Below are 25,976 nucleotides of genomic sequence, written 5' to 3' on the forward strand. Positions count from 1 at the left end.
ACGGGACCACGTGGCCGGCCGGGATCAGCCGTGGACGCGGCGCAATACCTTGAAAGCGGCGAAGACGCACGCCGCGGCGAGCAGCAGCACGAGGCCCGTTTCGACGAGCTGGAGGGGCCAGAAGTGCGATTCGGGGTGGTAGTCCGAGAAGGGGGTGAGGGCCGGGGATTCCTGGCCGCACGGCGACTTCGAGTAGCCCATGTCCCAGCACTGTTCCCGGGTCATCCGGCTGCCGTCGGGCAGGAGGACGCCTTGCTGCACGAACCACAGGTGGGAGCCATCCCTCACGTCGGCCCCCTCGGCCGTGAGGGCCGGCCACAGATGGGGCCGTACCCAGGCGAAGAACAGCCCGACTCCCGCCGTGGCGACCAGGCCGACGGCCATCGCCGGCAGGGTGCGGCGCACGATCAGGGCCGCGAGCGCGCCCACGGAGACCGCCAGCAGGATGTAGCCGACAGCGGTCACCCCCATGGCCGGAAAGACCGTGCGGTCGCCCCAGAACAGGGACGAGTACAGGTCCGCGTCCGGCTCGTTCAGGGTGTGGTGCCTGCTCCAGCGGAAGGTGACGACCAGCAGGACGGTGGCGGCGATGGCGACCGCGGCGACGCAGGCGAGTCGTACGGCGAGCCAGCGGGCGGGCGACACCGACTGGGTCCAGGCCAGTCGGTATGTGCCCGATTCCAGTTCGCGGGCGATCAGCGGACCGGCGGTGAACACCACGACGAGCAGCGGCAGCAGGACGGTCGTGCCCGCGACGTAGCTCTCCGCCCAGTGGAACCAGCCGGCCGCCTCCGTAGAGGCGGCACACCCCTTGCCGCAGCTCACCGTGAACCCCGCCGAGCCGACCCAGACACGGGCCGCGCCCCAGCAGCCGATGGCGAACACCACGACGAGCAGCGCCGTCCACAGCGCGGGGCGGTGCTGCCGTACGGCGACCCAGGCCGGGCCGCGCGGTGTCAGCGCGCTCATGCCGTCACCTCGTCGGCGACGGTGCGCGCGGCGCCCTGCCCGGCTTCGGCGCTCGGGGTGAGCAGGACGGGCGCGCCCGGGGAGCGCAGATGGGCGAGCAACATTTCCTCCAGGGAAGGTTCCACGGTCCGCCAGTCGGGGCCGACCGGCCCGTCGGGGCGGATCAGCGCGGTGAGTTGGCGGCCCGTGGTGCGGGAGTCCACGACCGTGTGCGGGGCCAGGTCGCGTACGGGGCCGGTGACCAGCCGGTGCGCGGTCAGCAGGTCTTCGCTCTCGCCGCCGAGGCGGACCCTGCCCTCGTCGAGCAGCAGCAGGTAGTCACAGGTGCCTTCCAGCTCCGTGAGGATGTGCGACGAGATCACGACCGTGGTGCCGTGCGCGGCGGCGTCGGCCATGAGCGTGCCCATCAGCTGATGGCGGGCGAGCGGGTCGAGATCGGCCATCGGTTCGTCCAGCAGCATCAGTTCGGGCCGCTTGCCGAGCGCGAGGGCGAGCGCGACGCGGGTGCGCTGGCCGCCGGAGAGCGTACGGACGCGCACCCCGAGGTCGAGCCGCCCCTCGGTGACGATCCGTTCGGCGGCCTCGGCGTCCCAGCGGCCGGGGTTCAGCTCGTGCCCCATGCGCAGCGTCTCGCCGATGGTCAACCGCCCGTACAGGGGCTTGTCCTGGCCGACGTACGCGAGGCGGTCGCGCACGTCGCCCGGGTGCTCGCCGAGGACGCGGACGCCGCCCTCGGTGGCCGGGAGCAGTCCGGCGGCCTGGGCGAGGAGGGTGGACTTGCCGGCGCCGTTGGGCCCGACGAGGGCGCAGACACGGCCCTCCGGGATGCGGAAGGAACAGTCGCGCAGCGCCCAGCCCCGACGCTTTCCGTAGCGCTTGCCGAGGCCGGTCGCCTCGATCGCCGCAGCTGTCATGAGCGTTCCCCCTGGTTCTGGTGTTCCGTGTCGAAGTGTTCGTCGGCGACGGAGGTGAAGAGCGCCGTCACGTCGTCCTTCTCCAGCCCTCCGGCGCGGGCACGCTCGGCCCACGCGGCGAGTTCGGCGCGCAGTTCGGTGCGCAGCGGGCTGTCGGCGGGGCCGCCGCCGAGGGTGCCGCGTACGAAGGTCCCCAGCCCGCGCCGCCCTTCGGCCAGGCCTTCGCGCTCCAGTTCGCGGTAGGCCTTGAGGACGGTGTTGGGATTGATGGCCGTGGCTTCCACGACCTCGCGTGCCGTGGGCAGTTTGTCGCCGGGTTCGAGCAGGCCGAGCCGTAGGGCCTGTTTGGTCTGCTGGACGATCTGGAGGTATGTGGCGACACCGCTGCGCCGGTCGATGCGGTATTCGATCACCCGCAAGCACCCTTTCACTAGGGAAGTAGTGAAAGGATGGGGTGAAGAAGGGGCGGTGTCAACTTCACCGCCCCTTGGCCTACTTGGCCTGGTGCTTCAGTGCTCTACGTCTCCGTGCGGTACATGAGGTCGACCTCGTGCGTCGTGAAGCCCAGGCGCTCGTAGACCGTCACGGCCGCCGTGTTGTCCGCGTCGACGTAGAGCATCGCGGCCGGCAGGCCCTGCGCGGCCAGATACCGCAGCCCGATCGCGGTGAGCGCCTTGCCGAGACCGCCGCCCTGCGCGTCGGGGCTGACGCCGACGACGTACACCTCGCCGAGGTGTTCGTCGGCGTGCACCTTGGTCCAGTGGAAGCCCACGAGCCGGCCGTCCCGCTCGGCCAGGAAGAAGCCCTTCGGGTCGAACCACGGCTCGGCCTCGCGGTCGTCGAGATCGCGCTGGGTCAGCCCGCCCTGCTCGGGGTGGTGGGCGAAGGCGGCGGCGTTGACGGCGAGCCAGGCGGCGTCGTCCTCGCCGGGCACGAAGGTACGGACGGTGACGCCCTCGGGCAGGACCGGCTCGGCGATGTCCAGGGGCTCCAACGGCCGTCGCAGCTGCCGCAGTTCACGGAACATGGTCAGCCCGAGCACCTGCGCCAGATGCCGGGCGGCCGACTTGCCGCCGTGCGCCCACACCCGCAGCCGCTTCCCGGACGCGGCCAGCAGCGCGGCCCCGAGCGCCCGCCCGTGCCCGCGCCCCCGGTGCGCGGGATGCACGACCAGCTCGGCGGCCGGCGCCTCCACGGGATCGGTGTCCTCAAGCTGGGCGTACCCCACGAGCTGCCCACCGGCGGTCAGCAGAAAATGCCGCACCCCGTCCCTCGGCCCCCCGCGCAACTGCAACCGCCCCTGCTCGGACACGGCCTGCGTCCCGTCGGCCCGGGCCGCGTCATCGAGCAGCGCGAGTACGGCCCGTGCCTGCTCAGGGGTGATCTCGTCAAGGGTGGCGATCTGCCGGCCCGGGTCGGGGGCTGCCGTTTCATTCATACGTCGAGGGTACGGCGCGATCACGCGTACCCTCCGGGTTCCGCTTTCGGAATTCCGCTTTTACGGGCGATCGGTGGCCGCCTCGGGGTGGAGGACCTTGTCGGCGATCCGCGACAGATCCTCGGCGCTGGGCATCAGCTCCTTCACCTCCTCCGGCAGCCCGGCGTAGGTGCCGACAGCGAGGGGCTGATTCTGAAGCTGGAGAGCGAACTCGACGGACGCCTTGTCGCGGCTCTCGGCGATCAGAATGCCGATGGTGTCGTCGTCCCGGTCCGGATCGCGGACGAAGGCGTCCACGGCGCCCACGTAGAAGCCGAGCTGCCCGAGGTGCGCGGGCTGGGCCTCCGTCGTCTTGAGCTCGATCACCACGAACCGGTGCAGTTTGAAGTGGTAGAAGAGCAGGTCGATGCGGAACTCCTTGGTGCCCACGGTGATGGGGTACTGGCGTCCGACGAAGGCGAATCCGAAGCCGAGTTCGGTGAGGAAGTGGACGAGGTTGTCCACGAGCGCGTCTTCGAGATCTCGCTCGGCGGCCTCACGGGTCAGCCGGGTGAAGTCGAGGCGGTACGGGTCCTTGGTGATCTCTTTGACGGCCTTGGACCGTGCCGGGAGGGTCACGTCGAAGTTGTTGGCCGCGGCCCCCTGGGCGAGATGCAGCTCGTCGCGGATCACCACCGTCAGACGGTCTCGGGACCAGCCGTTGTGGACCGCGTGCTGGGCGTAGAAGTCCAGCTCGAAGCGGGTGTCGCACTTGCTCATGAGCACCACGATGTGGCCCCAGGGCAATTGGCCAACAGCTTGTTGGCCAATTGGCTCCGGCCAGGTACGGGCCATCTGTCGCATGTACTTGACGTTGCTGCGGCTGAAGCCGCGCTGGTTGGGGAACTCCGTCCGCAGCTCGGTGGAGATCCGGTCGATGACCTTGCTCCCCCACTCCTCCTCGCGCTGCCGCTCCAGGATCGTCCGGCCGATCTCCCAGTACATCTGGATCATCTCGGTGTTGACCTTGAGCTGGGCCCGTACGTGCGCGCCGCGCACCACCGATTTGAGGTCGTCGATCAACTCGAAGAAACCGGCGGGCAGTTCGGATGTCCCCTGCTGGGGTACGACGGCTTTCGCCGTGATCTCGCTTTCCATGGCGTACACACTTCCGTGTGTACGCCAGTGCGGTGACGTTCCTGCGCTCATATGTCCGCCGTACGGGTGAGGCGCGAAGGCCGCCCGTTGACGGGCATTGGCAACCAGGTCGTAACCAGAACAACCCTGTTGCTCTACGCGCGTGGACTCTAGGCTGCCGCACGCAGCTCCTATCCTTCACACGGAACTTACAAGCGGAAGCAACAAGGGGACCGATGTCACCGACACCGCAGAAGAATCGCGCGGCCCGGCGGGCGCTCGCCGCCGTGGCCGGGCTTGCCACGCTGGGCGCTCTCGCCGCCGCCGCGCCCGCAGCCGCCGGGGCGCAGAGTCATGGACCGGGGCACGGGCACTCCAAGCCCCGTACCGTGGACGTCCAACTGCTTTCCTTCAACGACCTGCACGGGAACCTGGAGCCGCCGGCCGGGTCCGCGGGCAACGTCAACGAGAAGCAGGCAGACGGCACCGTCAAGGCCGTGCCCGCCGGTGGCGTCGAGTATCTGGCCACCTCGCTGCGCACCGCGCGCAAGGGCAACCCCTACTCGGTCACCGCCGCCGCCGGTGACATGGTCGGTGCCAGCCCGATAATGTCCGGCCTGTTCCACGACGAGCCCACCATCGAGGCGCTGAACAAGATCGACCTCGATGTCACGGCCGTCGGGAACCACGAGTTCGACGAGGGCTCCGCCGAGCTGACCCGCCTCCAGAACGGCGGCTGTCACCCGACGGGGGGCTGCTACGAGAAGGGCAAGAAGTTCCGGGGCGCCGACTTCCCCTACCTGGCGGCCAACGCCACGTACGAGAAGTCCGGGAAGCCGGTCCTCAAGCCATACACCGTCTGGAAGAAGAACGGCGTCAAGGTCGGCTTCATCGGTGTGACCCTGGAGGGCACCCCGAACGTCGTCACCGCCGAGGGCGTCAAGGGCCTGAAGTTCCACGACGAGATCGAGACCGTCAACAAGTACGCCAAGGAACTGGACCGCCAGGGCGTCAAGTCGATCGTCGCGCTCATCCACGAGGGCGGGGCGCCGGCCTCCGACTCGTACAACTACGACTGCGACAGCCCCGGCCCCGGTGACGGCATCTCGGGTCCGGTCGTCGACATCGCGAAGGGCATCACGCCCAAGGTCGACGCGCTGGTGACGGGCCACACGCACCAGGCGTACGCGTGCACCGTCCCCGACCCGGCGGGCAACGACCGCATGGTGACCTCGGCTTCGTCGTTCGGCAAGGTCTACACGGACACCACGCTCACCTACGACCTGCGGACCAATGACGTCGTCCGTACGAAGGTGAAGTCGGCCAACCACGTCGTCAGCCGTGACCAGGCCAAGGCCAAGGACATGACCGACCTGATCACGCGCTGGAACAAGACCGCGGCGCCGATCGCGGGCGCGCCGCAGGGCTTCATCTCCGCCGACATCGCGGGCCGCGGCTCCACCGCGCTGGAGAAGCCGCTCGGCAACGTCATCGCCGACGCGCAGCTCGCGGGCCTGGCTCCGGCCGACAAGGGCGGCGCGCAGATCGCGTTCATGAACACGGGCGGTATCCGCTCGGACCTCGTGTACGCCGCCTCGGGCAGTGAGGGCGACGGTGTGGTGACGTACGGCGAGGCGTTCACCGTGCAGCCGTTCACCAACATGCTGAACGTCGTGGACCTCACCGGCGCGCAGCTCATCACCGCGCTCCAGCAGCAGGTCAGCGGCGCCAACGCGGCGTCCATGAAGATCCTTCAGGTCTCGAAGGGCTTCACCTACACCCTGGACACGACCAAGACGGGCGCCGACCGGATCGTCACCGACTCCGTGAAGCTGGACGGAGCGGCGCTGGACCCGGCGAAGACGTACCGCGTCGCGATGAACGAGTTCCTGGCGGGCGGCGGCGACGGCTTCCCGGTACTGGCCGAGGGCACGAACAAGCTGGTCGGCGCGTCCGACCTGGACCTGTTCAACACCTACCTGGCGGCGAACTCCACGGCCACCGCGCCGCTGGCACCGCCGGCGACCGACCGGATCACGATCATCAAGTAGTCACGGGCACGGAGAGGTGCGGAGGGCGGCGGGACGCTACACGTCCCGCCGCCCTCCGCCTGTCCGCGTTCCCAACCTCCATGGACAGAACACCAAACGAGAGGCCCTAGTCCAGCGGGTCGGGCCACTCGTGGTCGGGCAGCAGCTCGCGGAGCGCCGCCGATCTGTCGCGGCCCAGGACCACTTCGGTGTCGAGATTGGCCGGATCGATCTGGCGGATGAACTCCCGGCAACGGCCGCACGGCGGCAGCACATGCAGCGCACCCTCGTCACTGCGCCAGACGGCCACCACCTTCGCGATGCGGTACTCGCGGGCGGTGACCATGGCGGCGATGGCCGCGAGTTCGGCGCAGAAGCCCGTGCCGGAACCCGTATCGACGCAGACGCCCGAGTACAGGCTGCCCGCCTCGGTGACCAGCGTGGCCCCCACGTCGCCGAACAGCCGGTCACCCACCTGGTGCGGATTCAGTACGGCCTGGGCGGATGCGATGAGTTCGTCGTTGGATGTATCGGATGCAGTTGTCATCCAGGGGAAGGTACCGACCCCAACTGCCTCGTGGCCAGGGGGTTTCCGCGACCGGCGACGCTGGTCGCGGGCTTACCGGGCGTACGGGCTTACGGGCGGGCGCCGAGCCGCGCCGCGAGTTCGTCCAGATCGGCCACGAACCAGACGTCCCGCCCCCGGTTCGCCTCCCGTACGAGGTCGGGCAGCGCCGCGCTGGCCCGCAGGTGGTGCGAGATGTCGCCGACGACGGCCAGCCGGAGCCGGTAGTTGGCGAGCTTCTGGAGGATCGCGCCGGCGACCCCGCTGCTGAGGTCGTAGAAGCTGTCGTCGAACCGCCCGGCCGGGACCGCGATCAGCTCGGCGCCCTGGAAGGCCGCGCCGACGAGCTGGTCGAGCGCGTCCTGTTCGGTGGCGATCGGGGCGCCGTCGGCGTCGCAGACCAGCACCTGTACGCCGTGGTGCTCCACGAGAAGATCAGGCACGGTCCGACTCCCTTCCTTCGGTGGGCAGCAGGTCGTTGCCCGGTCCGAGCACGCTGTCGAGCAGGTGCAGCGCGTCGGCGGTGTCGGCGGCGTTGCCGAGGATCACGATCTTCATACGGGCCCGCTCCTCGTCGTAGACGGTCTGGATACGCAGGGAGTGCGCCGCGCCGCCGCGTGCGGACTGCGCGCTCGCCGTGACGAAGGTGCTCAGCCGGCTCGCGGCGTCCGGGCCGACCGAGTCGATCTGCACGAGGGTCGACACCTCCACGTACCGCCCGCGCGGCTCGTCGGCCACCGGCTCGGCCACCGGCTCCGGGTGGCCGGTCAGCGCCTCGAAGTCCGCCCGGCTGATCCGGTACTGCTTGCCGATCCGTACGGCCTTCAGCCGCCCGTCGCGGACATAGTTCCGCACGGTCCGCACATGTAGCCCCAGCCGCTCGGCGACCTCGCCGACCGAGTACAGCTCGCGGTCACTGCTCTCCATGGGGACGAATCTTACCTCAAACTACCTTTCTGTGTCCTCTCTATGGAAAATAGGGAGTGATTCGATCATCTGCGTTCACGTCGAGGTCGCCCCCGATCCCAACAGCGCTGTCAGAGGCGGGTGTTTGAATGTTTCGATGGACCCACAGGCCACCCTCACCGCCCTGCGAGACTTCTGCGCCGAACGGCTCGGCCCACCGCTCGCCGCCCGTTTCGTCGACCTCGCCCGGCCCGGTTTCGCGCTCACCACGGCCGAGCCCGGCGAGGCCACCGGGCACAGCCGATTCGGCGGCCGGGCGATGCTCGAACCGGGCACGCCCTGGCCGACCTGCGAGGGCTTTCCGCTGACGCTGCTCGCGGTTCTCGACGCCGACGCCCTGGCCCCCTGGCTCGGTGACCTCCTCCCGGCCGGGACGGGCCTGCTCAACTTCTTCTCTCTCGACAGCGACTCCGAGCAGTGCGACCCCGGCGCGTACGAACTGGCGCGCACGTACGGCCTTGAGGACCCACAGATGGGGAAGGTGATCGCGGCCCGTGCCGCGCACGCCGTCGAGACGAACGCGCCTGCCCGGTCCAGCGTCTTCGAGCCGGTCGCGTGGACGGCATCGCCCGGATTCGTCTTTCCCGACACCTGGGACCCGGCCTGGGACACCCTCGACCTGGGTCCGGAGGCCGACTACATGGCCAAGGCCATGCCCGCCCAGCATCTGGAGGGCCGGCTGCCCGATTGGTCGCAGCGGCCGGGCGCGCTCGACGACGAGGACATCGCCTTCGGCCGGCCGGAATTCCCCACGGCAAGCCCGGCGTGGCTGCCACCTGGCGAAGACCCGGCCCTCTACCACCACCTGCTCCAACTGTCCGGACGGGAAGACTGGTACATCGGGGGTGACGGCGGCTGGATGCACTGGTCGATCCCCACCGGGGCGCTGCGGGCCGGTGACTTCAGCCGGGCGATACCCACCCCGGACATCTGGTGACCACCGCGCACCGGGGCGGACGGCGAAGGGCGCCTCAGCGGTAGCCGGCCAGGCCGTCCGCGCGTTCCTCCTCGTCGCCGTCCCGGTGCGCGGCAAGGGCCTGTTGGAGGGCGAAGGTGGCGCGGATCGTGGCGATCCGGCTGGTCAGTGCGTCGTCGTCCGACCAGCCTCCCCGCGTGAGCACCCGCGCCAGGAGCTCCTCGCCGTGGCCGGCGCCGATCGCCGCGAGGTCTTCGGCGGGGTCGCCGAGCGTGACCTCGTCCCAGTCGACCACGCCACCGAGCCGGGGCAGTCCGTCGTTGCCCGCTGCCTCCTCCGTGTCCCCTGCCTCCCCTGCCTCCCACAGGACGTTCTCCGCCCCGAGGTCGCCGTGCACCACCGCTCCGGTGAGATGCGGGAGGCTGTCGAGCGCGGCCAACTCCCGTTCGGCCCGCCGCCGTCCGCCGTCGGACATCAGCCCGAACAGCTCCGCGCGTACGCCCGCCGCGAACCGTCGCCATCCGTCTTCCGGCGCGTGCGGCAGCGCGGCCCGTACGGCACGGTCGGCGCCCGCATCTGCCAGTCCGGCCAGCAGCGCGGCGTACTGCGACGCCACTGCCTCGGCCACATCGCGGTCCTTGAGCGCGCCAACGGCCAGCGGCGCCCCCGGTACGCGACTGAGAACCAGGAAGGGCACCTCGTCCGCCGTTCCCAGGCTTCCCCGGTCTCCGCTCTCCAACAGCGGCTCCGGCGTACGAAAGCCGAGCCCCAGCCCCGCGAGCACACGCAACACCGCCGCCCGCGCGGGCAGTCTGCCGGCCGCCGCCTCGGTACGGGGAAAGCACACGACACGGTCCGCGCCGAGCACCACATGGTGGAACTGCCCCTGGCGGACGTCGAGTTCCGCCGGATCGTCATCGGGCAGCAGCCTGCTCAGCAGAGCGCGACGCGTCTCAAGGACCTCGATCTCCATCCCCATCCCCATCTCCCTTGCCCCTCTCCAGAAAACCCGGTGAAGCCGAGCCGAACGCGAAGCTAGCATCGCGGCATGATCAGGGACGACGGGCGGGACGACGGGCGGCTGCTGGCCCTGGAGGTCGACGTCATCCACGGCCTCGATCCGGACCCGTACGAGTACCAGGGCGACCGCCACCCGCAGACGCTCGCGAAGGGCGCGACGGCACTCGCCGTGTGGGCCTGGTCGCCCCGAGCGCGCCTGCTGGCCCTCGCATCAGGCATCGCGCACCCGGGCGGCGTTGATGACGGCGACCACCAGAAGTACACCCCCGGCGAGCCCCCTGCCGCGCTGCTCCGCCTGACAGCGTCCCTCGGCGACCGGCCGGTGTCCGTAGAGGGCGGCCCGTCCTACGTCTTCCCGCCCCAACTCGCCCCGCCCCGGCCCGTTCCGCTGCCCGTCATCGTCTCCACCGCCGAGGGGAGAGCCGCGGCCCGGCGACTGGTCCGGCCCGACAACTGGCAGCCCGGTGAGTGGTCCGAGCTGATCGAAGGACGTATCGGTGAGTGGGCGATGGCGGTGCACGACGAGTCCCCGGTGTCGATCTGCCACACCCCCGCGTCGAACGGCACCGCCGCCGAGGCGGGCGTCTGGACCCGCCCCGACTTCCGCGGCCGACGCCTCGCCCCGGCCGTCGTGACCGCCTGGTCCCGGCGCCGGCGCCAACTCCGGCAAAAGGACGTGCTCTTCTACAGCACCACCGCCGCCAACCACGCGTCCCAGTCGGTCGCCCGGGGTCTGGGACTCGTCCCGCTCGGCTGGATCTGGACAGCGTGTGAAGCGTGACCGGTGAGGGCCAACTGGGCTGTCGCCGTGGGCGGTTACGGCCTTTCGTATGACTGACCATCGAATGGTGGGTCGCTTCTGGCGACACCCGTGTGTGGGACCTGAACCTCCGCGCACGCCAGAGGCACTTTCTACTGCCACGTCGCGGTGTCGGGGTCGATGCCGTGGGCACGTGCGTCGGTGTCGATGACGCGGCGCAACCACGTGGCGAGGCCGGCGCGGATGCCGTCGTAGTGGGCGGCGAAACCCGGATCGGCCTCGTACGTGCGGCCGAGACAGACCTGCATCTGCCTGGTGAGGGGAAAGTACGAGGCGAAGATTTCGCGGTGCCGCTCGACGAGTTGACGCGCCTCCGGGCTGCCAGGTGTGACGCCCGCGTCCATCGCGTCCCCGAGGGCGCGGTCGAGGCCGGCGACGGCTTCGGCGACGGCCCGCCATTCCTCCGGACCGCGAGAGGCCGAGCGTTCGGCGTACTGCGCCCATTGCTTCGTGTCCCCGTAGCGCTGACGGGCTTGCGCGGGCCAGTCGGGGTCCCACCGGGGGCCGAAGACCGCGGTCTGCTGCTCGACGGTCAGCAGCAGGCCACGATCGTGGGCGTCGATCATCCGGTCCAGTCCGGCGCCGAGCCGCTGGAGGCGGTCGATCCGTTCGGCGACCCGCGTGCGCTGCGCGCGCAGTGCCCCGGGCACGTCCGCGGCCGAGTCGTCCAGGACGGCCCGGATCCTGTCCAGGCCGAGACCGAGCTCGCGGTGGATGACGACGCGGTGCAGGCGTTCCAGATCACCGGCGGTGTAGAGCCGGTATCCGGCGGCCGTGCGCAACGACGGTCGCGCCAGGCCGATCTCGTCCCAGTGGTGCAGGGCGCGGACGGTCACGCCCAGCCGCGCCGCGACCTGGCCGACGGTCAGGCCATCGGTCGGGCCATCGGCGTCGGCGTCAGTGGCATCAGGCATGCTCCGCATTGTCGCCGCGAACGGCGTCCGGTGCGGTGATCCCGATGCCTTCGAGGTTCCGCGCCTCCTGACTGGCCGGGTCGAAGGGCTTCGCCGCGGTGAAGACGACCCGTGCGTTCTCGGGGGTGATCACCTCCACATCGCGGGTGTTCCAGGGGGTGTCCCGTGGACCGTCGACCGAGTTCGGGCGCAACGTACGGCAGTTCTCGACGAGGGAGTCGACCTGGCTGAGTACGCCCGCGAAACTGAAGCTCATCGCCGGTGCCTGCTCCGGAACGCTCGCCGCCTGGACGAGGAGTACGTCCTGGAACGCCCACCGGCGCAGATGCACCAGCCTGCCGGGGATGCCGAACAGCTCGAAGAACCCGAGTCCACGAGTCCAGAAGTCCACCGACGTGTCCATATCGCTGGTGGGAATCGTCACGAAAGCGGGCATTCCGTAGATGCCCCGGAACGGCTCCGGCGGAACCGCGTCCGGGCCGGGAGTGGGCACGGGGCTCGTCTCGAACGCGTTGTAGTGGTCGCTCATGCACCTCACCTTCCAGCCTCACGCCACGTGAGGGTCAAGTCCCGGTTCTGCCTGCCTCTCAAGCCGTCCACCTACACTGACGGCCATGGCATGCCGCATCAGTGAGCTGGTCATCGACGTCGCCGATCCCGAACGGCTCGCCATCTTCTGGAGCGAGGTTCTCGGGTACGTCGAACTCGGCCGGGAGGACGACGGAAGCATCGAGATCGGGCCACCCGGCGCCGGCTTCGGCGGCCCGCAGCCCACCCTCGTCCTCAGCCCCAGCGGCGACCCGCGGCCCGGGAAGCTCCCCCTGCACATCGACGTCAACGCCACCGACCGCGACCAGGACGCCGAGCTGGAGCGGCTGTTGGCGCTCGGCGCCAGGCCCGTCGAAGTCGGCCAGACCGGCATGGAGAGCTGGCACTGCCTGGCAGACCCGGAAGGCAACGAGTTCTGCCTCCTGCGCGCCCGGATCCGGCCCCTGTAGCCCCGTACCTGACCCGTACCCTCACCCTGTACCTGAACCCCGTACGACTCCGTACCTGACCGCGTACGTCCTGACGGCGTTCCTGGCCCCCCGCACTCCCGTTCGGATCAGCGGAGGTTGTCGCCCCAGCCGCCCTGGATCATCGTCTGGAACGCCCACGCCCCGTCGCGCTTGATCAACACGTCGGCGTAGCGCAGCTGTTGGGACTCGCCCCCGGCCGTCATCGTGGAGTCGGTGAAGACGACGACCATCGCGTTGGTGAGGAAGGCGCTGAGCGTCCGATCACGCCACCCGTGACGTCGGTACTCACTGTCAGAGGCGCCGGATACCGTGCCGACCATGACTGATCACGCAACCCAAAGCGCCACTTCAAGAAGTGAACCTGCCACGGCTGATGCCGAGTCGACCGACCCGCAGTCTCTCGCCCATGCCCACACCGATCCCGTCACGCGTCGGCAACTGCTCGCCCTGGACGCGGCGCGGCGCGGAGACAGGGAGCTTTCCGACCGTCTCTTCGCGAGCCCGGTGGAGGGCGAGCCCGACGCCGAGTGGCGAGTGGAATGGGCCACCGGGCCTTCCCGCCTCGCCCACTCGCTGCGCTCCGAGGACGTGGAGTTCGCGGCGGCGACCACGGTGATCGACGGGCGTCCGCACGCGGTCGTCGGCGGCCCGGACGAGTTGGTACGGCTCTGGGACCTGGCCACGGGTGAACCGGCGGGTGAATCTCTCACCGGCCACGAGGACGACGTGCTTGCGGTGGCGACCACCGTGGTCGACGGGCGTCCGCACGCGGTGACCGGCGACATGGACGGGGCGGTACGGGTCTGGGACCTGGCCACGGGTGAACCGGCGGGCGAGCCTCTCACCGGCCACGACGGCGAAGTGAACGGGGTGGCGACGGCGTTGGTCGACGGTCGCCCGCACGCCGTGACCGTCGGGGAGGACGAGACCGCCCGCGTGTGGGACCTGACCACCGGCCGGCAGGTGGGCGAGCCGTTCACCGATCACAGTGACCATGTCCGACTGGTGGCCACCACCGTGATCGACGAACGTCCCCACGCGGTCACCGGCAGCGAGAAGTGGGGCGTACTGGTCTGGGACCTGAGTACGGGCGAGACCGTACGCGAACTGATCACCGACACCGAGGACCCCATCAGCGCCGTGGCCACCGCGGTGATCGACGGGCGCCCGCACGCGATCACGGCCGGCGCCCCCGACGAGCATCCCGGTGACGATGACGCCGTATCCATATGGGACCTGACGGAAGGTCAAGAGGTTGGCACCCTGACGGGCGACACCGACAGGATTCGGACGACAACCACGATGGTGATCGACGGACGGCCCCACCTGATCACCGGCGGACGGCGGGGAAGGAGCTACCCGACCCTGTGTGGAACTGTGCGGGTCTGGGATCTGACCACCTTCCAACAGGCCGGACGGGAACTGCTGTTCCCGATGCCCGTCCACACGGTGACCGCCGCCAACGGCCGGCTCGTCGTGGGATTCGGCGACGAGGCCGCGGCACTTCGCCACCTCTGACGGCCGGAACGCCCCAGGCCACTCCTGGTTGATCGTGTCCGACATCGCCGGCCACCTCGCCGCACATGACATGAGCGGCCAACTGGACACGGCGGCGGATCCGGCGGCGGCAACCTGCACTGCGTCGACCTCGCGCCCGAGCCTGACGGCGCTCGCGGACAGGTGATCTCCTGGGAGATCCGTGGTGGCCCGCTGCCCGTGCGCGCCTCGTCGCTTCCTCCGTTCGCGGTCAGTAGCGGCCGTTGATGTTCTCTTTGTTGTTCGATCCGAGCGGTTCGGAGTAGGGCACAGGTGTCTTCATGCAGCCGAGTGCGTTGTTGGTCTGCGACAGTTTGGGCGAGGCGTTGGCTCCGTGCAGAAGGCCTACGGCGTGACCCGTTTCGTGGCAGCTGTTACCAGGGGTGTACCAGCCGCCGCCTTCGATGCGGATGTACGTCTGGTCGCAGCCGTAGGTACTGCTGGGGTCGTTGCACCAGGTGGCGCCGGCGAAGTTGCCAGGCACTGCCGCTTCCGCGTAGTAGATATCGGTCTCGCTGCCTCCGTCCCATGTGGGTGTCGAGTCGTAGCTGATCGAGAGGTCCGTCGGCGCGTACTGCGCGCTCAGCATCTTCTGCACGATGTTCTTGTCGACGGTCTCCAGCGCGTTGCTGCCGCCGCTGTCCATGTAGTACGTGACCTGTGCGTTGTCCGTCTGGCAGACGCCCCCACTTTCGGCGTTGCCTTTGCGGCACGCCTTGTTGTAGTTGTTCGTGGGGGTGAGGTTGTCGGTGGCCGCCGCCCAGGCGACGCCGGTGGCGACCAGCAGGGCGGCCACGGTCACGGCGGGCACGGCGGCGCGCCTGATGGGCGATTTACGCGCCGCGGTGTCGCCCGAGCCGTCGCCTGAGCCGTCGACTTGTCTCTTGTCTTTTCCGAACACGTTCAACCTCGCCGTTCGCTGAGTTGGGTAAGGGTCGGTGACCGCTCGGAATTTGTGCTCCGGGCGGTCACCGTGGAAGGCTTGCTGCCTACTTACATGTCGTCTCGGCCGGGTCGGGGCCGAACTGCTCTTCGGTCTGGGGCGGGGCGGTGTCGAGGGCCTTGTCGAGGGCGGCGGTGTCCTTGCCGGTCATCTTGTCCTCAAGGCTCAAGTCCGGTTCTTCGATGCCCAGGGTCGCGAGTACCTTTTTGGCGGACTGGGGCTTTCCCTCCATTTCGCCTTCGCCGATCACTTGATTGTCGAAGGGAATGGTGGAGTCCACGCCGAGGCCTCGCCACTGGCCGGGTACGGGTGCGTCGCCGGGGCTGCATCGGGGTTCTTGCCAGTCGATGGCCATGAGGTAGCTGTGGCCGGATTCGAGGCGTGGTTCGTCCTCGCCGGCCATTTTCACCCGCTGGGAGGTGTCGGTGCCGGTGAATGCCCAGCCGTAGGCCGTCCAGTCGAAGGATGTCGGTGCGGGCCGGCTGACGTTTTCCTTGGACCACACGACTCTGTCCACGCGCAGTTGTACGTTGCGCAGGATTATCCCTTCGCCACGTTCGATCTCTTCCGGGGTCGGTGGTATTTCCGACTCGGCGACCGGGGTTACGGAAACGACGTGTTCGGCGTAGGTGGTCCAGTCCGATGCGGTGGTGTTGGGCAGCCGGTCGCTTCCGTGCGCGAGGATGATGTCGTTGGCTTTTCGTTTGTCGGGTGTGGTGGCCCGGACGGAGTCCGAGCCATGGGCGGCCAGCCCGGTGGCCACGAGTGCGGTGGCGACGGCACCTGTCATGGCGGCGATACGCAGTGTTCTCTTCATGTTCGTTTTCACGTTTGTCCATTCCTCCGTTCGCGGTCAGTAGAGGCCGTTGATGTTTTCTCTGTTGTTCGATCCGAGAGTGAGGGAGGACGGCGTCGGCGTCCGCATGCAGCCAAGTGCGCTGTTCGTCTTCGACAGTTTGGGCGAGGCGTTGTTTCCGTGCAGAAGGCCCACGGCGTGGCCCGTTTCGTGACAGGTCATACCATGGGTGTACTCGCCGCCGCCTTCGATGCGGATGTACGTCTGGTCGCACCGGTAGGTACTGCTGTCGTCGTTGCACCAGGCGATGCCGGTGAGGCTGCCGGGTACTGTCGCTTCCGCGTAGTAGATGTCGGTCTCGCCGCTTCCGCTCCAGGTGGGCGTCGAGTCGTAGCTGATCGAGAGATCCGTCGGCGCGTACTCCGAACTCATCATCTTCTGCACGATGTTCTTGTCGACGGTCTCCAGCGCGTTGCTGCCGCCGCTGTCCATGTAGTACGTGACCTGTGCGTTGTCCGTCTGACAGACGACCGCCTCGTTGGCGCTCCCTACACTGCAACCCTTGTTGTAGTTGTTCGTGGGAACCATGTTGTCGGTGGCCGCCGCCCAGGCGACGCCGGTGGCGACCAGCAGGGCGGCCACGGTCACGGCGGGCACGGCGGCGCGCCTGACGGGCGATTTACGCGCCGCGGTGTCGCCCGAGCCGTCGCCCGAGCCGTCGACTTGTCTCTTGTCTTTTCCGAACACGTTCAACCTCGCCGTTCGCTGAGTTGGGTAAGGGTCGGTGACCGCTCGGAATTTGTGCTCCGGGCGGTCACCGTGGAAGGCTTGCTGCCTACTTACATGTCGTCTCGGCCGGGTCGGGGCCGAACTGCTCTTCGGTCTGGGGCGGGGCGGTGTCGAGGGCCTTGTCGAGGGCGGCGGTGTCCTTGCCGGTCATCTTGTCCTCAAGGCTCAAGTCCGGTTCTTCGATGCCCAGGGTCGCGAGTACCTTTTTGGCGGACTGGGGCTTTCCCTCCATTTCGCCTTCGCCGATCACTTGATTGTCGAAGGGAATGGTGGAGTCCACGCCGAGGCCTCGCCACTGGCCGGGTACGGGTGCGTCGCCGGGGCTGCATCGGGGTTCTTGCCAGTCGATGGCCATGAGGTAGCTGTGGCCGGATTCGAGGCGTGGTTCGTCCTCGCCGGCCATTTTCACCCGCTGGGAGGTGTCGGTGCCGGTGAATGCCCAGCCGTAGGCCGTCCAGTCGAAGGATGTCGGTGCGGGCCGGCTGACGTTTTCCTTGGACCACACGACTCTGTCCACGCGCAGTTGTACGTTGCGCAGGATTATCCCTTCGCCACGTTCGATCTCTTCCGGGGTCGGTGGTATTTCCGACTCGGCGACCGGGGTTACGGAAACGACGTGTTCGGCGTAGGTGGTCCAGTCCGATGCGGTGGTGTTGGGCAGCCGGTCGCTTCCGTGCGCGAGGATGATGTCGTTGCTTTTGCCCTTGCCCTTGTCGGATGCGGCGGCCTGGACAGTGTCCGAGTCCTGGGCGCCCAGTCCGGTGGCCACGAGTGCGGCGGCGACGGCACCTGTCATGGCGGCGATACGCAGTGCGTTCTTCACGTTCGTCCAACTCTCGGTTCGTGGTCAGTAGATGCTGTTGATGTTCTCTTTGTTGTTCGGTCCGAGCGGCAGTCCGGATTTCGACGGCGTCTGCATGCAGCCGAGCGCGCTGCTGGTCTGGGACAGCCTGGGCGCGGATTCGGCTCCGTGCACAAGGCCCACGGCGTGACCCGTTTCGTGACAGCTGCGACCAGTGGTGTACTGGCCGCCGCCTTCGATGCGGATGTAGGTCTGGTCGCACCGGTAGGTGCTGCTGGGGTCGTTGCACCAGGCGGCACCGACGTAGCTGCCAGGCACTGCCGCTTCCGCGTAGTAGATGTCGGTCTCGCCGCTGCCGCTCCAGGTGGGCGTCGAGTCGTAGCTGATCGAGAGATCCGTCGGCGCGTACTCCGAACTCATCATCTTCTGCACGACGTTCTTGTCGACGGTCTCCAGCGCGTTGCTGCCGCCGCTGTCCATGTAGTACGTGACCTGCGCGTTGTCCGTCTGGCAGACGCCCGCGTCACCGGCGACGCCCTTGTAGCACGCCTTGTTGTAGTTGATGGTGGGGACCAGGTTGTCGGTGGCCGCCGACCAGGCGACGCCGGTGGCGACCAGTAGGGCACCCACGGTCACGGTGGGTACGGCGACGCGCCTGACGAGCGACTTGCGCACCGCGGTGTCGCCCGAGCCGTCGACTTGTTTCTTGTCTTTGCCGAACATGTTCAACCTCGCCGTTCGCAGAGCTGAGAAAGATCATCTGCTCGGCGAAGCCACGACACTCTGTCCCGCGCCCACGTGACTGGCGGCTAAGAAGACAAGGTGTGGTGTGTGTCTCCCCCGAGCCAACACGGGATCACTACATACGACCTGATGAGGCGTCGTCAAGAGACATTTGGGACCGGGATCTGCCTCGGAGCGGTGCGAATAGGCAAGAACCCCTCGAGATCGCCGGGTGACTGTGATACGCGTTCGTTCCCCTCCCAAAGGGGAACGAAAGGCATCTGCCTACTACATGCTTTCTGGGCGGGGGCGGGGATGAAGTCCGGTGGCCACGAGTGCGGTGGCGACGGCACCTGTCATGGCGGCGATACGCAGTGTTCTCTTCATGTTCGTTTTCACGTTTGTCCATTCCTCCGTTCGCGGTCAGTAGAGGCCGTTGATGTTTTCTCTGTTGTTCGATCCGAGAGTGAGGGAGGACGGCGTCGGCGTCCGCATGCAGCCAAGTGCGCTGTTCGTCCTCGACAGTTTGGGCGAGGCGTTGTTTCCGTGCAGAAGGCCCACGGCGTGGCCCGTTTCGTGACAGGTCATACCATGGGTGTACTCGCCGCCGCCTTCGATGCGGATGTACGTCTGGTCGCACCGGTAGGTACTGCTGTCGTCGTTGCACCAGGCGACGCCGCTGGAGCCGCCGGGTACTGTCGCTTCCGCGTAGTAGATGTCGGTCTCGCCGCTGCCGCTCCAGGTGGGCGTCGAGTCGTAGCTGATCGAGAGATCCGTCGGCGCGTACTCCGAACTCATCATCTTCTGCACGACGTTCTTGTCGACGGTCTCCAGCGCGTTGCTGCCGCCGCTGTCCATGTAGTACGTGACCTGCGCGTTGTCCGTCTGACAGACGACCGCCTCGTTGGCGTTCCCTACACTGCAACCCTTGTTGTAGTTGTTCGTGGGAACCATGTTGTCGGTGGCCGCCGCCCAGGCGACGCCGGTGGCGACCAGCAGGGCGGCCACGGTCACGGCGGGCACGGCGGCGCGCCTGACGGGCGATCTACGCGCCGCGGTGTCGCCCGAGCCGTCGTCTCGTCTCTTGTCTTTTCCGAACACGTTCAACCTCGCCGTTCGCTGAGTTGGTCAAGAACCTGCTCGGCGAAAACCACGGACGTTCTGCACTGCGCACACGTGACTGGCGGCAAGTAGACAAGTCGTGGTGTGGCTCCCCCGAGTCAGCACAGGTTCACTACATACGACTTGACGGTCCGTCGTCAACGGACAAAAACGATCAGTTCTGCTCCGCCCGCCAGACGGTCGGGCACGGCGTCCGCTCGGCCTCGGGAAGCGCCTCCTCGATATCTGCCTGATTGTCCGCGAGTTCGGCCCCGGCGAACGTGTCCGTCTCCAGGTCACGGCGTTGCGGGACCACGATGAGCAGATGCTGGCCGACGCGCCACGGCTCACGTACGCGCGCCTCTGCCGGGTCGACGACGTCGAGTTCGATCTCGCGCTCGCCCTGGGAGGGTTTGATCCAGTCCCGCACGGCGAACGTCACCGTCAGTCGGCCGTCCTGCCCGGAAGGGCTCACAGCCATCACGTCGCCGACCGCGATGGTCCGCCCGCAGGCGACCCACTCCAGCAGTGTCTGGCCCTGGCCGCTCCCGGCACCCCCTGCGTCCGGAGCCGCACGGTCGCCGCCGCCCGGTGAGGCGGTGTTCGGATTGCCCAGCGTCAAGGTCAGCAGGCCGATGCCCGCGGCCACGGCTGCGACGAGCGCGCCGATGCCGATTCCCCTGCGACGTCGGGAGGCGCGCGGGCGAACCGGCCCCTTGACGGGATCGCCCCGTCCGGCCTCTTCGCCGATCACGGCCAGAGCCCGGCGAAGCCGATCTTCCTCGGAGTCCGTCAAATCTGGCATCTCAGATCACCTCCATGTCGCGCAGCGTCGATTTCAAAGCCGAGGTGGCCGTGTGAAGCCGGCTCTTCACCGTGCCTTCCGGGATGTCGAGTTGGCGCGCGATTTGACGCACCGTCAAGTCTGTGTAGAAGCGCAACGTCAAGACCTGCCGATGAGCCGCGTCCAGGCGTTCCAGTGCATCCGCGACGGACAAGGCAAGGGCTCGGTCCGCCTGCGGGTGGCGAACCGAATCGTCCCGGGCCCAGCGCGCGGCAAGCCGTTTCCGCAGCCCCTCGTCCCTGGAGCGCGACCGGTGCCAGTCGGCGGCGACACGGGAAGCCACGACCGACTGCCAGGCCGCCGGATTACGGATCTCCTCCCGCGCCGGGTCCGCCTCCGCCTCCAGAAGCCTCAACCTGACCTGCTGCACCCCGTCGTCGAGTTCGGTCCAGGGCACCCCGCCCAGGGCGAGGACCGCGCGAATGGAAGCGTCCTCGGAGCGGGGTGACGACCGTGCGTCCGAGCCGGCCTGTCTGACTCTGCGCCATGCCGCCATCCGCGGTCCTCCCTCTCTTTTCACTATGACGGAGAAGCACGGCGAAACGTTCACGCGTATTCGGCTACGGGTACGGACCGGGCCGGGATCAGGGCGAGTTGGCCGCCTCCGCCACTCGGGCGGAGGCGGCGGCCACGAAGAACGGAACGGCGACGAGGAAGCCGCCGGCCAGGAGAACTCGATACCAGCTGCCGGCGGCGTCGGAGGCAAGCCTCGAATCGGGCATCGTCAAACGCATCCAGGTCCGTCAACTGGATGGTGCACACCGCCGCGAGAGGGACTTGGGTCTGTTCGCCGCTGTCCATGTCCCGCAGCGTGACCGTACCCGCCTCGCACTCATTCGCCCCATGAATCACGCAGAATCGGGCTTCTTGATCACTGGCCCATTTCATCTGCCCGCGTCAGCAGGGGCAGGATGCGTTCGATGCCCAGGGAGCCGCCACACGCCGGTGAGTCCTTGCCGCCGAGGCGCGGGCGAGGGGGACCGTGAGGTCGTATCGCAAGGCGAGATCCGCCTCACCGCTCGCCTCGTGGTCGCCGTGCCGGCGGATCTTGAAGATGAGCTTGTCGCCCTCGTCGCCGCACTTACCGGTGAGCACGTCAAGACGCTCGAACGCCGGGGTCTGGAGCGGAACTCGGTCGCCCTGGGCGAAACTCACGAAGGGGGCTTCGCTCCCGGCCTGGACGTGTCGGCGGGATCGCGGGGCGCCGGCGATTTCGGCGGCTTGGACCTCCGTGGAGTGGACGTGAAAACGATCGAACCGGCAAGCAGCCCGAGGCAGACGGCCGGGATCGCGAAGTCCCACAGTGGCGGGTGGGGGCCGGCGAGGTGGGTCATGCCGGTGTGTCGTTCCTGGCCAGGGTGAACCAGACGGCCTTGTGGCTGGGGGAGAGGCCCCCGTAGATGGTCGACCCCCACGTCTCGGCGACGCGGTCCAGCAGGAACACGCCCTGTCCGCAGCCGAGTTCGTGGACGGTGGGGAGGGTGTTGGGTACGGGCAGGGACCAGGGCGCCTCGTCACTCACGTACACGGTGATCCGCTTCCGGTTGACGGCAACGGTCACCCCGATCCGGTGAGTTCGTGTATGCCGGTGTGCGTTCGTGACCAACTCCGTTACACAGAGGCGGGCGTCGTCGGCCAGGGCGTCATGCCTACTGACGCGGAGGAGCGTGCCGAGGAAGTCCCGCGCGATTCTGGGCGCGGCGGCCGTGTTGGGCACGGCGAGTCGGTAGGTCTCACCGCCCTGAGGGGGCGGGGGCGGTACGGGAGTTGGGGTGGCGGTGGGGGTGGTCATGGCGCCTTCTCTCCGCGTTCGGCTGCGCTCGGTTGCCGAGTGGTGTGAGTACCGTAGCGCACTGTCTCATTAGTGGTACATCTAAGCAGCATTAAAGTGACTGTTGAACTACGGTTGGGGCGCGGGACACACTGAGACCCGACAAGATGGAGAGGTCGATGCCACCGAGGAAAGCGCCTACGGCACGTCAGCGCCGACTGGGTACCGAGCTGCGCAAGATGCGAGAGCGTGCGGGTTACAACATCGCCGAGGGCGCCGAGATAGTCGGCACTGACCGCACCACCATCAGCAACACCGAGTCGGCGAGATTCGGTGTGAGCGCTGAGCGAGTACGTACGTGGGCCAACGCCTACCAGTGTCCCGACGTGTCCTACGTCGACGCACTCGCCGACATGGCCGCCGAGCGCGGTCAGGGCTGGTGGGAGGAGTACCGCAACGAGTTGGTCAACAAGGCCTTGGACTTGGCGGAGTTGGAGCACCATGCCGCCGGTATTCGATCCGTGCAGATCATGCATGTGCCTGGTGTTCTTCAGACCGAGGACTACGTCCGCGCGGTCTACGAGGGAGCTGTGCCGGCGCCCAGTCCCGCGCGGCTGCGGCGACGGCTTTCGCATCGACTGAAGCGTCGGGATGTACTTGACCGCGACAATCCACCGGCGTGCACGTTCCTGATTCACGAGGCGGCGCTGCGGATGGTGTACGGCGGAGTCGAGGTCGCCCGCGGCCAGCTCGACTACCTGCTGAAGGAGTCCTATCGGGACAACGTCACGATTCGCGCGATCCCTTTCGCGGCAGGCGGCTTCCCGAACGCCGGTAGTTCGAGCCAGTACCTATATGGCGTGGTGCCGCAACTCGACACTGTCCAGACGGATACCCCGACCGGGTCGGCCTTCCTGGATGCGGAGACACCGCTCGCGAACTGGCGGGCAGTGCTTGACCGCACCGAGCAGTGCTCGCTTGACCCTGATAGTTCGCGGGACTTCATCCGCGCAATTGCACAGCAACTATGAAGGCGTGAGAGTGATGGAAATTCAGTGGCGTAAGTCATCGAAGTCCGCCGACGACGAGGCTGACGCCTGCCTTGAACTGGCAGAGCACGGCGGCGAGATCCTGATGCGCGAGAGCGACCACCCTGGCGTGGTCATTCACACCACCCGCGTCAAGCTCCGCGCCTTCCTCGAAGGTGCCAAGGAGGGCGAGTTCGACAACCTCGCCTGACGCGCGACGCGTTCACAACGGGCGGTTCCCCACCGGCGCAGGTGGGGGCCGCCCGTTGTTCGCGCGTCGCGCCGGATGGGGCCTGGCCGGCAGTCGGCTCGTGGCACATTGCGGTCATAACGGCCTTTCCGTTGCCCGCCTCCGTCGACCTTCGCGAAGTCCCTGTTGATCAAGTGCTCGACCGGGTGGAGCGATCCTTGGGGATCCGGCTGGACCGAAGCACGGTGGTGCGTAAACGCCGGTCGGAGGGCGGGGCGACCGCGACACGTGGGTGCGGGTGGAGCGCCGCCCTGTTGAACGGATCAGCGGGCAGGGCTGCAACGGCACCGAACCCGCATCCGTGCTTGACGGGGTCGTGAAACCGGAGTGGTGGGCCGGTGTGGCCTGGCGGGACGGTATGGAGCCGGTGATGTGGCGCGCGGATGAGACGGAGTTGCTTCCCGACGCCCCGGTGAAGGCGGGCGGGGCGCTGATCGGGGATCCGGGGCTGCCGGAGAGTTGGTGGGCGGAGTTCAACCGCTCGCTGGACGCGCTTGCCGTTCAGCACGCCACTCGTATGGCGACCCCGGATACGGTCACCGTCACCCAGACCCGTGTCACCGAGGCGATCATCAGCGCATTCGGCGCGACGGACGCGCGGATCAACCAGTGGACGGTGGCGCACGCCGACATGAACTGGGCGAATGTGACCGCTCCGCAGTTCTGTCTCTTCGACTGGGAGGACTGGGGGACAGCGCCGCGCGGCTTGGACGCCGCCTCTCTGTGGGGCAATTCCCTGGCCGTACCGGAGCTGGCCGAGCGCGTACGGCGTGAACGGCGCGAGGACTTGGAGTCGCGGGACGGTCTGCTGATGCGGCTGTTCTTCTGCTCGAAGATCGTGGGCCGCCACGCCGACGCCGCTGATCCGCTGCCGGAGCCGGCCCGCCGTGCGGTCGAGCGGATCCTGGCGGGGCTTCAGACGGACTGAGAGCGGTTCCTCGACGGCGCCAAGGAAGGCGAGTTCGACAACTTCGCCTGACGCGCAGCGTGTTTACGACGGGTGGTCCCACCGAGACAGGTGGGACCACCCATTAGTATTTTTCGTATCACTCATTAGGAGTAACACTCTTGATACGGGTGAGTATCAAACGCTAGCGTCGGCTCATCGGCCCCTGCTTCTGCGCCAGTTGGGGGTCGTTGCAAGGGCCGCCTCCTGCTCGCCGCTCGTCACGCCGGCTACGAGCAGGGGGCGGCTGCCGCCGCCGTACGCAGGAGGTCCCGGCATGCGTCAACCGCGTCAACCTGGCCCACCGCTCGCCGCCTTCTGGTGTGAGCGGGTCGTGTACGAGTCGTTCGAACCCGACAGCCGCGCCCGCGCCCACACCCACATCTCGCGTTGCTCGATGCCCACTCCGGCCGAGGCCGTCCACGCCATCCGCGTCGATGTGCGTGCGCTCACGGACAGGCTCGCGCCCGTCGAGCGTGAGAGGGCGCTGAGTTGGACGGGGTACGGCGGGTCCGTCGGGGCCGTCGCGGCGCTGTATCGGGGGGAGCCGTGCGGGTTCTCGCTCAGTAGTGGCGGGCGGTGGATCGAGTGGACCGTACGGCCGTATCTGGTCTTCGACGTGGGCCACGCGTCGCTGCCGCTCGGCTGACGAAGGCGAAGCCCAGCCCGACGCTCCATCAAAGCGTCCGCCCCGACCCGTGAGAACCCTGGACAGGTCAAGTGGTCGGGGCGGATGACCAATCCGCAGGGCTTGCGCCCTCGCGGTACACCGGTCACGCCGTCGACGTTACGGCGGCGCGGCCCTTCGCGAAAGAGGAGGTCGGCGCGTGAGCGCACAGACGACCGTCGACAGGTATGAGACGCGACCGCCGGACGCCGAGGACTGGCGGGGCGTTCCGTTCCGGCACCCGCGTGACATGCGCGGCGGCACCGCGGTGGTCCCGGCGAAGGCCGATGGCGGCAAGCACGACGGAGGTCCCATGCCCCCCGAGGCGCCGCGCGAGCCCGCCCCGAGCGGCGGAAGTGGGGGCGGCGGGGGCGGCGGCAAGTAGCCCCACCCGGTAACCCTGACCGGTAGATCCGCCGCGCGTCGCGTGCCGCGTCGCGCGGCGGGCTCCGGGGAAGGGTGGAAGTCTCGGATTTCGTCTCATTCGCCGTTCCGCGCCTGGCACGATGCCGCCATGAGTGACCTCGATTCGCGGGACACGGCGTTACGGCTGTCGGTCGTCGCCCAGGGCTGCGACCCGGGCAACGCGCCGGGCGGCGCTGTCGGCCATGACCAACTTGCCTGTCTGTACGCGTGGTTGCGTGAGGTGGACGCGCTTCGCGGTGTGGTGGCTCTGCGGGGTGCGGCCCCGGCCCCGGTGCCGGGGGCCATGGGCGCCGCCCTGGACGTGATCACCGTCGCGGTCGGATCCGGTGGCGCCGCGGGCATCCTCGCGCGTTCGGTTGTGTCGTGGCTCATCCAGGGGCGGCGCTCGGACGTCAAGGTCACCGTCACCGCGGAGAACGGCCGGAGCGTGGAGGCCGATGTGCGGGGCGCCCGGGACCCGGAGGCTCTGCTGCGGCAGGTGGCCGACATGGAGCGGCGTCCGGCAGCCTCGGATGGCTGAACTCTGTTATCCGGACGGCGACTTGTCCCACGTCGTGCTGGTCGGGGCGGCCGAGTACGCCTCCGACGAGCTGCCCGCGATCCCCGCCGTTCACGGCAACCTCGCCTCTCTAGGGTCGGCTCTTACCTACGAGATAGATCCGCGGTT

At 68.3% G+C, this 25,976-nt stretch carries 32 protein-coding genes and 3 pseudogenes; 11 read left to right on the forward strand and 24 right to left on the reverse strand.

Features of this window, described 5'->3' with window-relative positions; translation table 11 throughout:
* Positions 1-24 precede the first annotated feature (24 nt).
* The 5 genes from OG700_RS21395 to OG700_RS21415 form a co-directional block, all read right to left on the reverse strand.
* Complete coding sequence (locus OG700_RS21395; RefSeq protein ID WP_405615911.1) at positions 25-969, reverse strand: ABC transporter permease; 945 nt, start codon at positions 967-969, stop codon at positions 25-27.
* Positions 966-1,883 carry an ABC transporter ATP-binding protein gene (locus OG700_RS21400; RefSeq protein ID WP_405615913.1) on the reverse strand — a complete coding sequence of 306 codons (918 nt, stop codon included), beginning with the start codon at positions 1,881-1,883 and terminating at the stop codon, positions 966-968. Before OG700_RS21400 ends, OG700_RS21395 begins: the two co-directional genes overlap by 4 nt.
* Entirely contained in the window at positions 1,880-2,296 is a 417-nt protein-coding gene (locus OG700_RS21405) for a GntR family transcriptional regulator (RefSeq protein ID WP_405615916.1), read from the reverse strand. The genes OG700_RS21400 and OG700_RS21405 overlap by 4 nt, the downstream gene beginning before the upstream one ends.
* Before the next feature lie 104 nt (positions 2,297-2,400).
* On the reverse strand, positions 2,401-3,321 hold the full coding sequence (gene mshD, locus OG700_RS21410; protein WP_405615918.1) for a mycothiol synthase: 921 nt from the start codon (positions 3,319-3,321) through the stop codon (positions 2,401-2,403).
* 60 nt (positions 3,322-3,381) lie between these two features.
* Positions 3,382-4,458 carry a YhcG family protein gene (locus OG700_RS21415; protein WP_405615920.1) on the reverse strand — a complete coding sequence of 359 codons (1,077 nt, stop codon included), beginning with the start codon at positions 4,456-4,458 and terminating at the stop codon, positions 3,382-3,384.
* A gap of 215 nt (positions 4,459-4,673) precedes the next feature.
* On the opposite strand from OG700_RS21415, the gene OG700_RS21420 reads away from it, so the two are divergent.
* A complete protein-coding gene (locus OG700_RS21420) occupies positions 4,674-6,488 on the forward strand; it encodes a bifunctional metallophosphatase/5'-nucleotidase (protein ID WP_405615923.1) in 1,815 nt (604 codons plus the stop codon).
* Between the two features lie 106 nt (positions 6,489-6,594).
* Here OG700_RS21420 and OG700_RS21425 read toward each other — a convergent pair whose 3' ends face one another.
* The 3 genes from OG700_RS21425 to OG700_RS21435 all read right to left on the reverse strand — a co-directional run bounded on the left by OG700_RS21425 (position 6,595) and on the right by OG700_RS21435 (position 7,959).
* Positions 6,595-7,014, reverse strand: coding sequence for a cytidine deaminase family protein (locus OG700_RS21425; RefSeq protein ID WP_405615925.1), 420 nt, complete (start codon positions 7,012-7,014; stop codon positions 6,595-6,597).
* Between the two features lie 89 nt (positions 7,015-7,103).
* Positions 7,104-7,475 carry a DUF4180 domain-containing protein gene (locus tag OG700_RS21430; protein ID WP_405615927.1) on the reverse strand — a complete coding sequence of 124 codons (372 nt, stop codon included), beginning with the start codon at positions 7,473-7,475 and terminating at the stop codon, positions 7,104-7,106.
* Positions 7,468-7,959, reverse strand: a complete 492-nt coding sequence (locus OG700_RS21435; protein ID WP_405615930.1) for a helix-turn-helix domain-containing protein — start codon at positions 7,957-7,959, stop codon at positions 7,468-7,470. Before OG700_RS21435 ends, OG700_RS21430 begins: the two co-directional genes overlap by 8 nt.
* Positions 7,960-8,095: 136 nt before the next feature.
* On the opposite strand from OG700_RS21435, the gene OG700_RS21440 reads away from it, so the two are divergent.
* A complete protein-coding gene (locus tag OG700_RS21440) occupies positions 8,096-8,935 on the forward strand; it encodes a DUF1963 domain-containing protein (protein ID WP_405615932.1) in 840 nt (279 codons plus the stop codon).
* Positions 8,936-8,969: 34 nt separating this feature from the next.
* Here OG700_RS21440 and vph read toward each other — a convergent pair whose 3' ends face one another.
* Entirely contained in the window at positions 8,970-9,881 is a 912-nt protein-coding gene (gene vph / locus OG700_RS21445) for a viomycin phosphotransferase (protein WP_405621870.1), read from the reverse strand.
* An 81-nt stretch (positions 9,882-9,962) separates the two neighbouring features.
* Here vph and OG700_RS21450 point away from each other — a divergent pair, with 81 nt between their 5' ends.
* Positions 9,963-10,715: a GNAT family N-acetyltransferase gene (locus tag OG700_RS21450; RefSeq protein ID WP_405615934.1), complete on the forward strand. Its 753-nt coding sequence runs from the start codon at positions 9,963-9,965 to the stop codon at positions 10,713-10,715.
* A 131-nt stretch (positions 10,716-10,846) separates the two neighbouring features.
* Here the strand turns inward: OG700_RS21450 and OG700_RS21455 are convergent, their stop codons facing one another.
* Both OG700_RS21455 and OG700_RS21460 read right to left on the reverse strand, forming a co-directional pair.
* Positions 10,847-11,668: a MerR family transcriptional regulator gene (locus OG700_RS21455; protein WP_405615936.1), complete on the reverse strand. Its 822-nt coding sequence runs from the start codon at positions 11,666-11,668 to the stop codon at positions 10,847-10,849.
* The gene (locus OG700_RS21460; RefSeq protein ID WP_405615938.1) at positions 11,661-12,197 is read right to left on the reverse strand and encodes a VOC family protein; all 537 of its coding nucleotides are present in this window, start codon (positions 12,195-12,197) and stop codon (positions 11,661-11,663) included. The genes OG700_RS21455 and OG700_RS21460 overlap by 8 nt, the downstream gene beginning before the upstream one ends.
* 85 nt (positions 12,198-12,282) lie before the next feature.
* Between OG700_RS21460 and OG700_RS21465 the strand changes: the two genes are divergently transcribed.
* Positions 12,283-12,666, forward strand: coding sequence for a VOC family protein (locus OG700_RS21465; protein WP_405615940.1), 384 nt, complete (start codon positions 12,283-12,285; stop codon positions 12,664-12,666).
* 107 nt (positions 12,667-12,773) lie between these two features.
* Here the strand turns inward: OG700_RS21465 and OG700_RS21470 are convergent.
* Positions 12,774-12,932, reverse strand: a pseudogene (locus tag OG700_RS21470) (nuclear transport factor 2 family protein); the annotation flags it as partial.
* Positions 12,933-13,005: 73 nt separating this feature from the next.
* On the opposite strand from OG700_RS21470, the gene OG700_RS21475 reads away from it, so the two are divergent.
* The gene (locus tag OG700_RS21475) at positions 13,006-14,205 is read left to right on the forward strand and encodes a hypothetical protein (protein ID WP_405615942.1); all 1,200 of its coding nucleotides are present in this window, start codon (positions 13,006-13,008) and stop codon (positions 14,203-14,205) included.
* 229 nt (positions 14,206-14,434) lie between these two features.
* Here the strand turns inward: OG700_RS21475 and OG700_RS21480 are convergent, their stop codons facing one another.
* From OG700_RS21480 to OG700_RS21535, 12 genes and pseudogenes are all read right to left on the reverse strand, one after another.
* Positions 14,435-15,034, reverse strand: a complete 600-nt coding sequence (locus tag OG700_RS21480) for a hypothetical protein (protein ID WP_405615944.1) — start codon at positions 15,032-15,034, stop codon at positions 14,435-14,437.
* A 178-nt stretch (positions 15,035-15,212) separates the two neighbouring features.
* Positions 15,213-15,929 carry a hypothetical protein gene (locus OG700_RS21485; RefSeq protein ID WP_405615946.1) on the reverse strand — a complete coding sequence of 239 codons (717 nt, stop codon included), beginning with the start codon at positions 15,927-15,929 and terminating at the stop codon, positions 15,213-15,215.
* Positions 15,930-16,019: 90 nt separating this feature from the next.
* A complete protein-coding gene (locus OG700_RS21490; RefSeq protein ID WP_405615948.1) occupies positions 16,020-16,709 on the reverse strand; it encodes a hypothetical protein in 690 nt (229 codons plus the stop codon).
* Between the two features lie 88 nt (positions 16,710-16,797).
* Positions 16,798-17,574: a hypothetical protein gene (locus tag OG700_RS21495; protein ID WP_405615950.1), complete on the reverse strand. Its 777-nt coding sequence runs from the start codon at positions 17,572-17,574 to the stop codon at positions 16,798-16,800.
* 24 nt (positions 17,575-17,598) lie between these two features.
* The gene (locus tag OG700_RS21500) at positions 17,599-18,276 is read right to left on the reverse strand and encodes a hypothetical protein (protein ID WP_405615952.1); all 678 of its coding nucleotides are present in this window, start codon (positions 18,274-18,276) and stop codon (positions 17,599-17,601) included.
* A 423-nt stretch (positions 18,277-18,699) separates the two neighbouring features.
* A complete protein-coding gene (locus OG700_RS21505) occupies positions 18,700-19,299 on the reverse strand; it encodes a hypothetical protein (protein ID WP_405615954.1) in 600 nt (199 codons plus the stop codon).
* Between the two features lie 253 nt (positions 19,300-19,552).
* A complete protein-coding gene (locus tag OG700_RS21510; protein WP_405615956.1) occupies positions 19,553-20,182 on the reverse strand; it encodes a hypothetical protein in 630 nt (209 codons plus the stop codon).
* A gap of 1 nt (position 20,183) precedes the next feature.
* Positions 20,184-20,717, reverse strand: coding sequence for a sigma-70 family RNA polymerase sigma factor (locus OG700_RS21515; RefSeq protein ID WP_405615958.1), 534 nt, complete (start codon positions 20,715-20,717; stop codon positions 20,184-20,186).
* 88 nt (positions 20,718-20,805) lie between these two features.
* Complete coding sequence (locus OG700_RS21520) at positions 20,806-20,943, reverse strand: hypothetical protein (protein WP_405622276.1); 138 nt, start codon at positions 20,941-20,943, stop codon at positions 20,806-20,808.
* 49 nt (positions 20,944-20,992) lie between these two features.
* A pseudogene (locus OG700_RS21525) lies at positions 20,993-21,109 on the reverse strand (His/Gly/Thr/Pro-type tRNA ligase C-terminal domain-containing protein); the annotation flags it as partial.
* 9 nt (positions 21,110-21,118) lie between these two features.
* Positions 21,119-21,376 (reverse strand): hypothetical protein, encoded by a 258-nt coding sequence (locus tag OG700_RS21530; RefSeq protein WP_405615960.1) that lies wholly within the window; start codon positions 21,374-21,376, stop codon positions 21,119-21,121.
* A 175-nt stretch (positions 21,377-21,551) separates the two neighbouring features.
* Entirely contained in the window at positions 21,552-22,013 is a 462-nt protein-coding gene (locus OG700_RS21535; RefSeq protein ID WP_405615962.1) for an ATP-binding protein, read from the reverse strand.
* Between the two features lie 158 nt (positions 22,014-22,171).
* Between OG700_RS21535 and OG700_RS21540 the strand changes: the two genes are divergently transcribed.
* From OG700_RS21540 to OG700_RS21565, 6 genes and pseudogenes are all read left to right on the forward strand, one after another.
* On the forward strand, positions 22,172-23,023 hold the full coding sequence (locus tag OG700_RS21540; RefSeq protein ID WP_405615964.1) for a Scr1 family TA system antitoxin-like transcriptional regulator: 852 nt from the start codon (positions 22,172-22,174) through the stop codon (positions 23,021-23,023).
* Between the two features lie 13 nt (positions 23,024-23,036).
* A complete protein-coding gene (locus OG700_RS21545) occupies positions 23,037-23,231 on the forward strand; it encodes a DUF397 domain-containing protein (RefSeq protein ID WP_405615966.1) in 195 nt (64 codons plus the stop codon).
* Between the two features lie 116 nt (positions 23,232-23,347).
* Positions 23,348-24,198, forward strand: a pseudogene (locus OG700_RS21550) (hypothetical protein).
* A 295-nt stretch (positions 24,199-24,493) separates the two neighbouring features.
* On the forward strand, positions 24,494-24,865 hold the full coding sequence (locus OG700_RS21555) for a hypothetical protein (protein WP_405615968.1): 372 nt from the start codon (positions 24,494-24,496) through the stop codon (positions 24,863-24,865).
* A gap of 178 nt (positions 24,866-25,043) precedes the next feature.
* The gene (locus OG700_RS21560; protein ID WP_405615970.1) at positions 25,044-25,268 is read left to right on the forward strand and encodes a hypothetical protein; all 225 of its coding nucleotides are present in this window, start codon (positions 25,044-25,046) and stop codon (positions 25,266-25,268) included.
* A gap of 129 nt (positions 25,269-25,397) precedes the next feature.
* On the forward strand, positions 25,398-25,829 hold the full coding sequence (locus tag OG700_RS21565) for a hypothetical protein (protein WP_405615972.1): 432 nt from the start codon (positions 25,398-25,400) through the stop codon (positions 25,827-25,829).
* Positions 25,830-25,976 lie beyond the last annotated feature (147 nt).

The sequence above is a fragment of the Streptomyces sp. NBC_01508 genome, from assembly GCF_045040315.1.
In the GTDB taxonomy this organism is placed as follows: Bacteria; Actinomycetota; Actinomycetes; order Streptomycetales; family Streptomycetaceae; genus Streptomyces.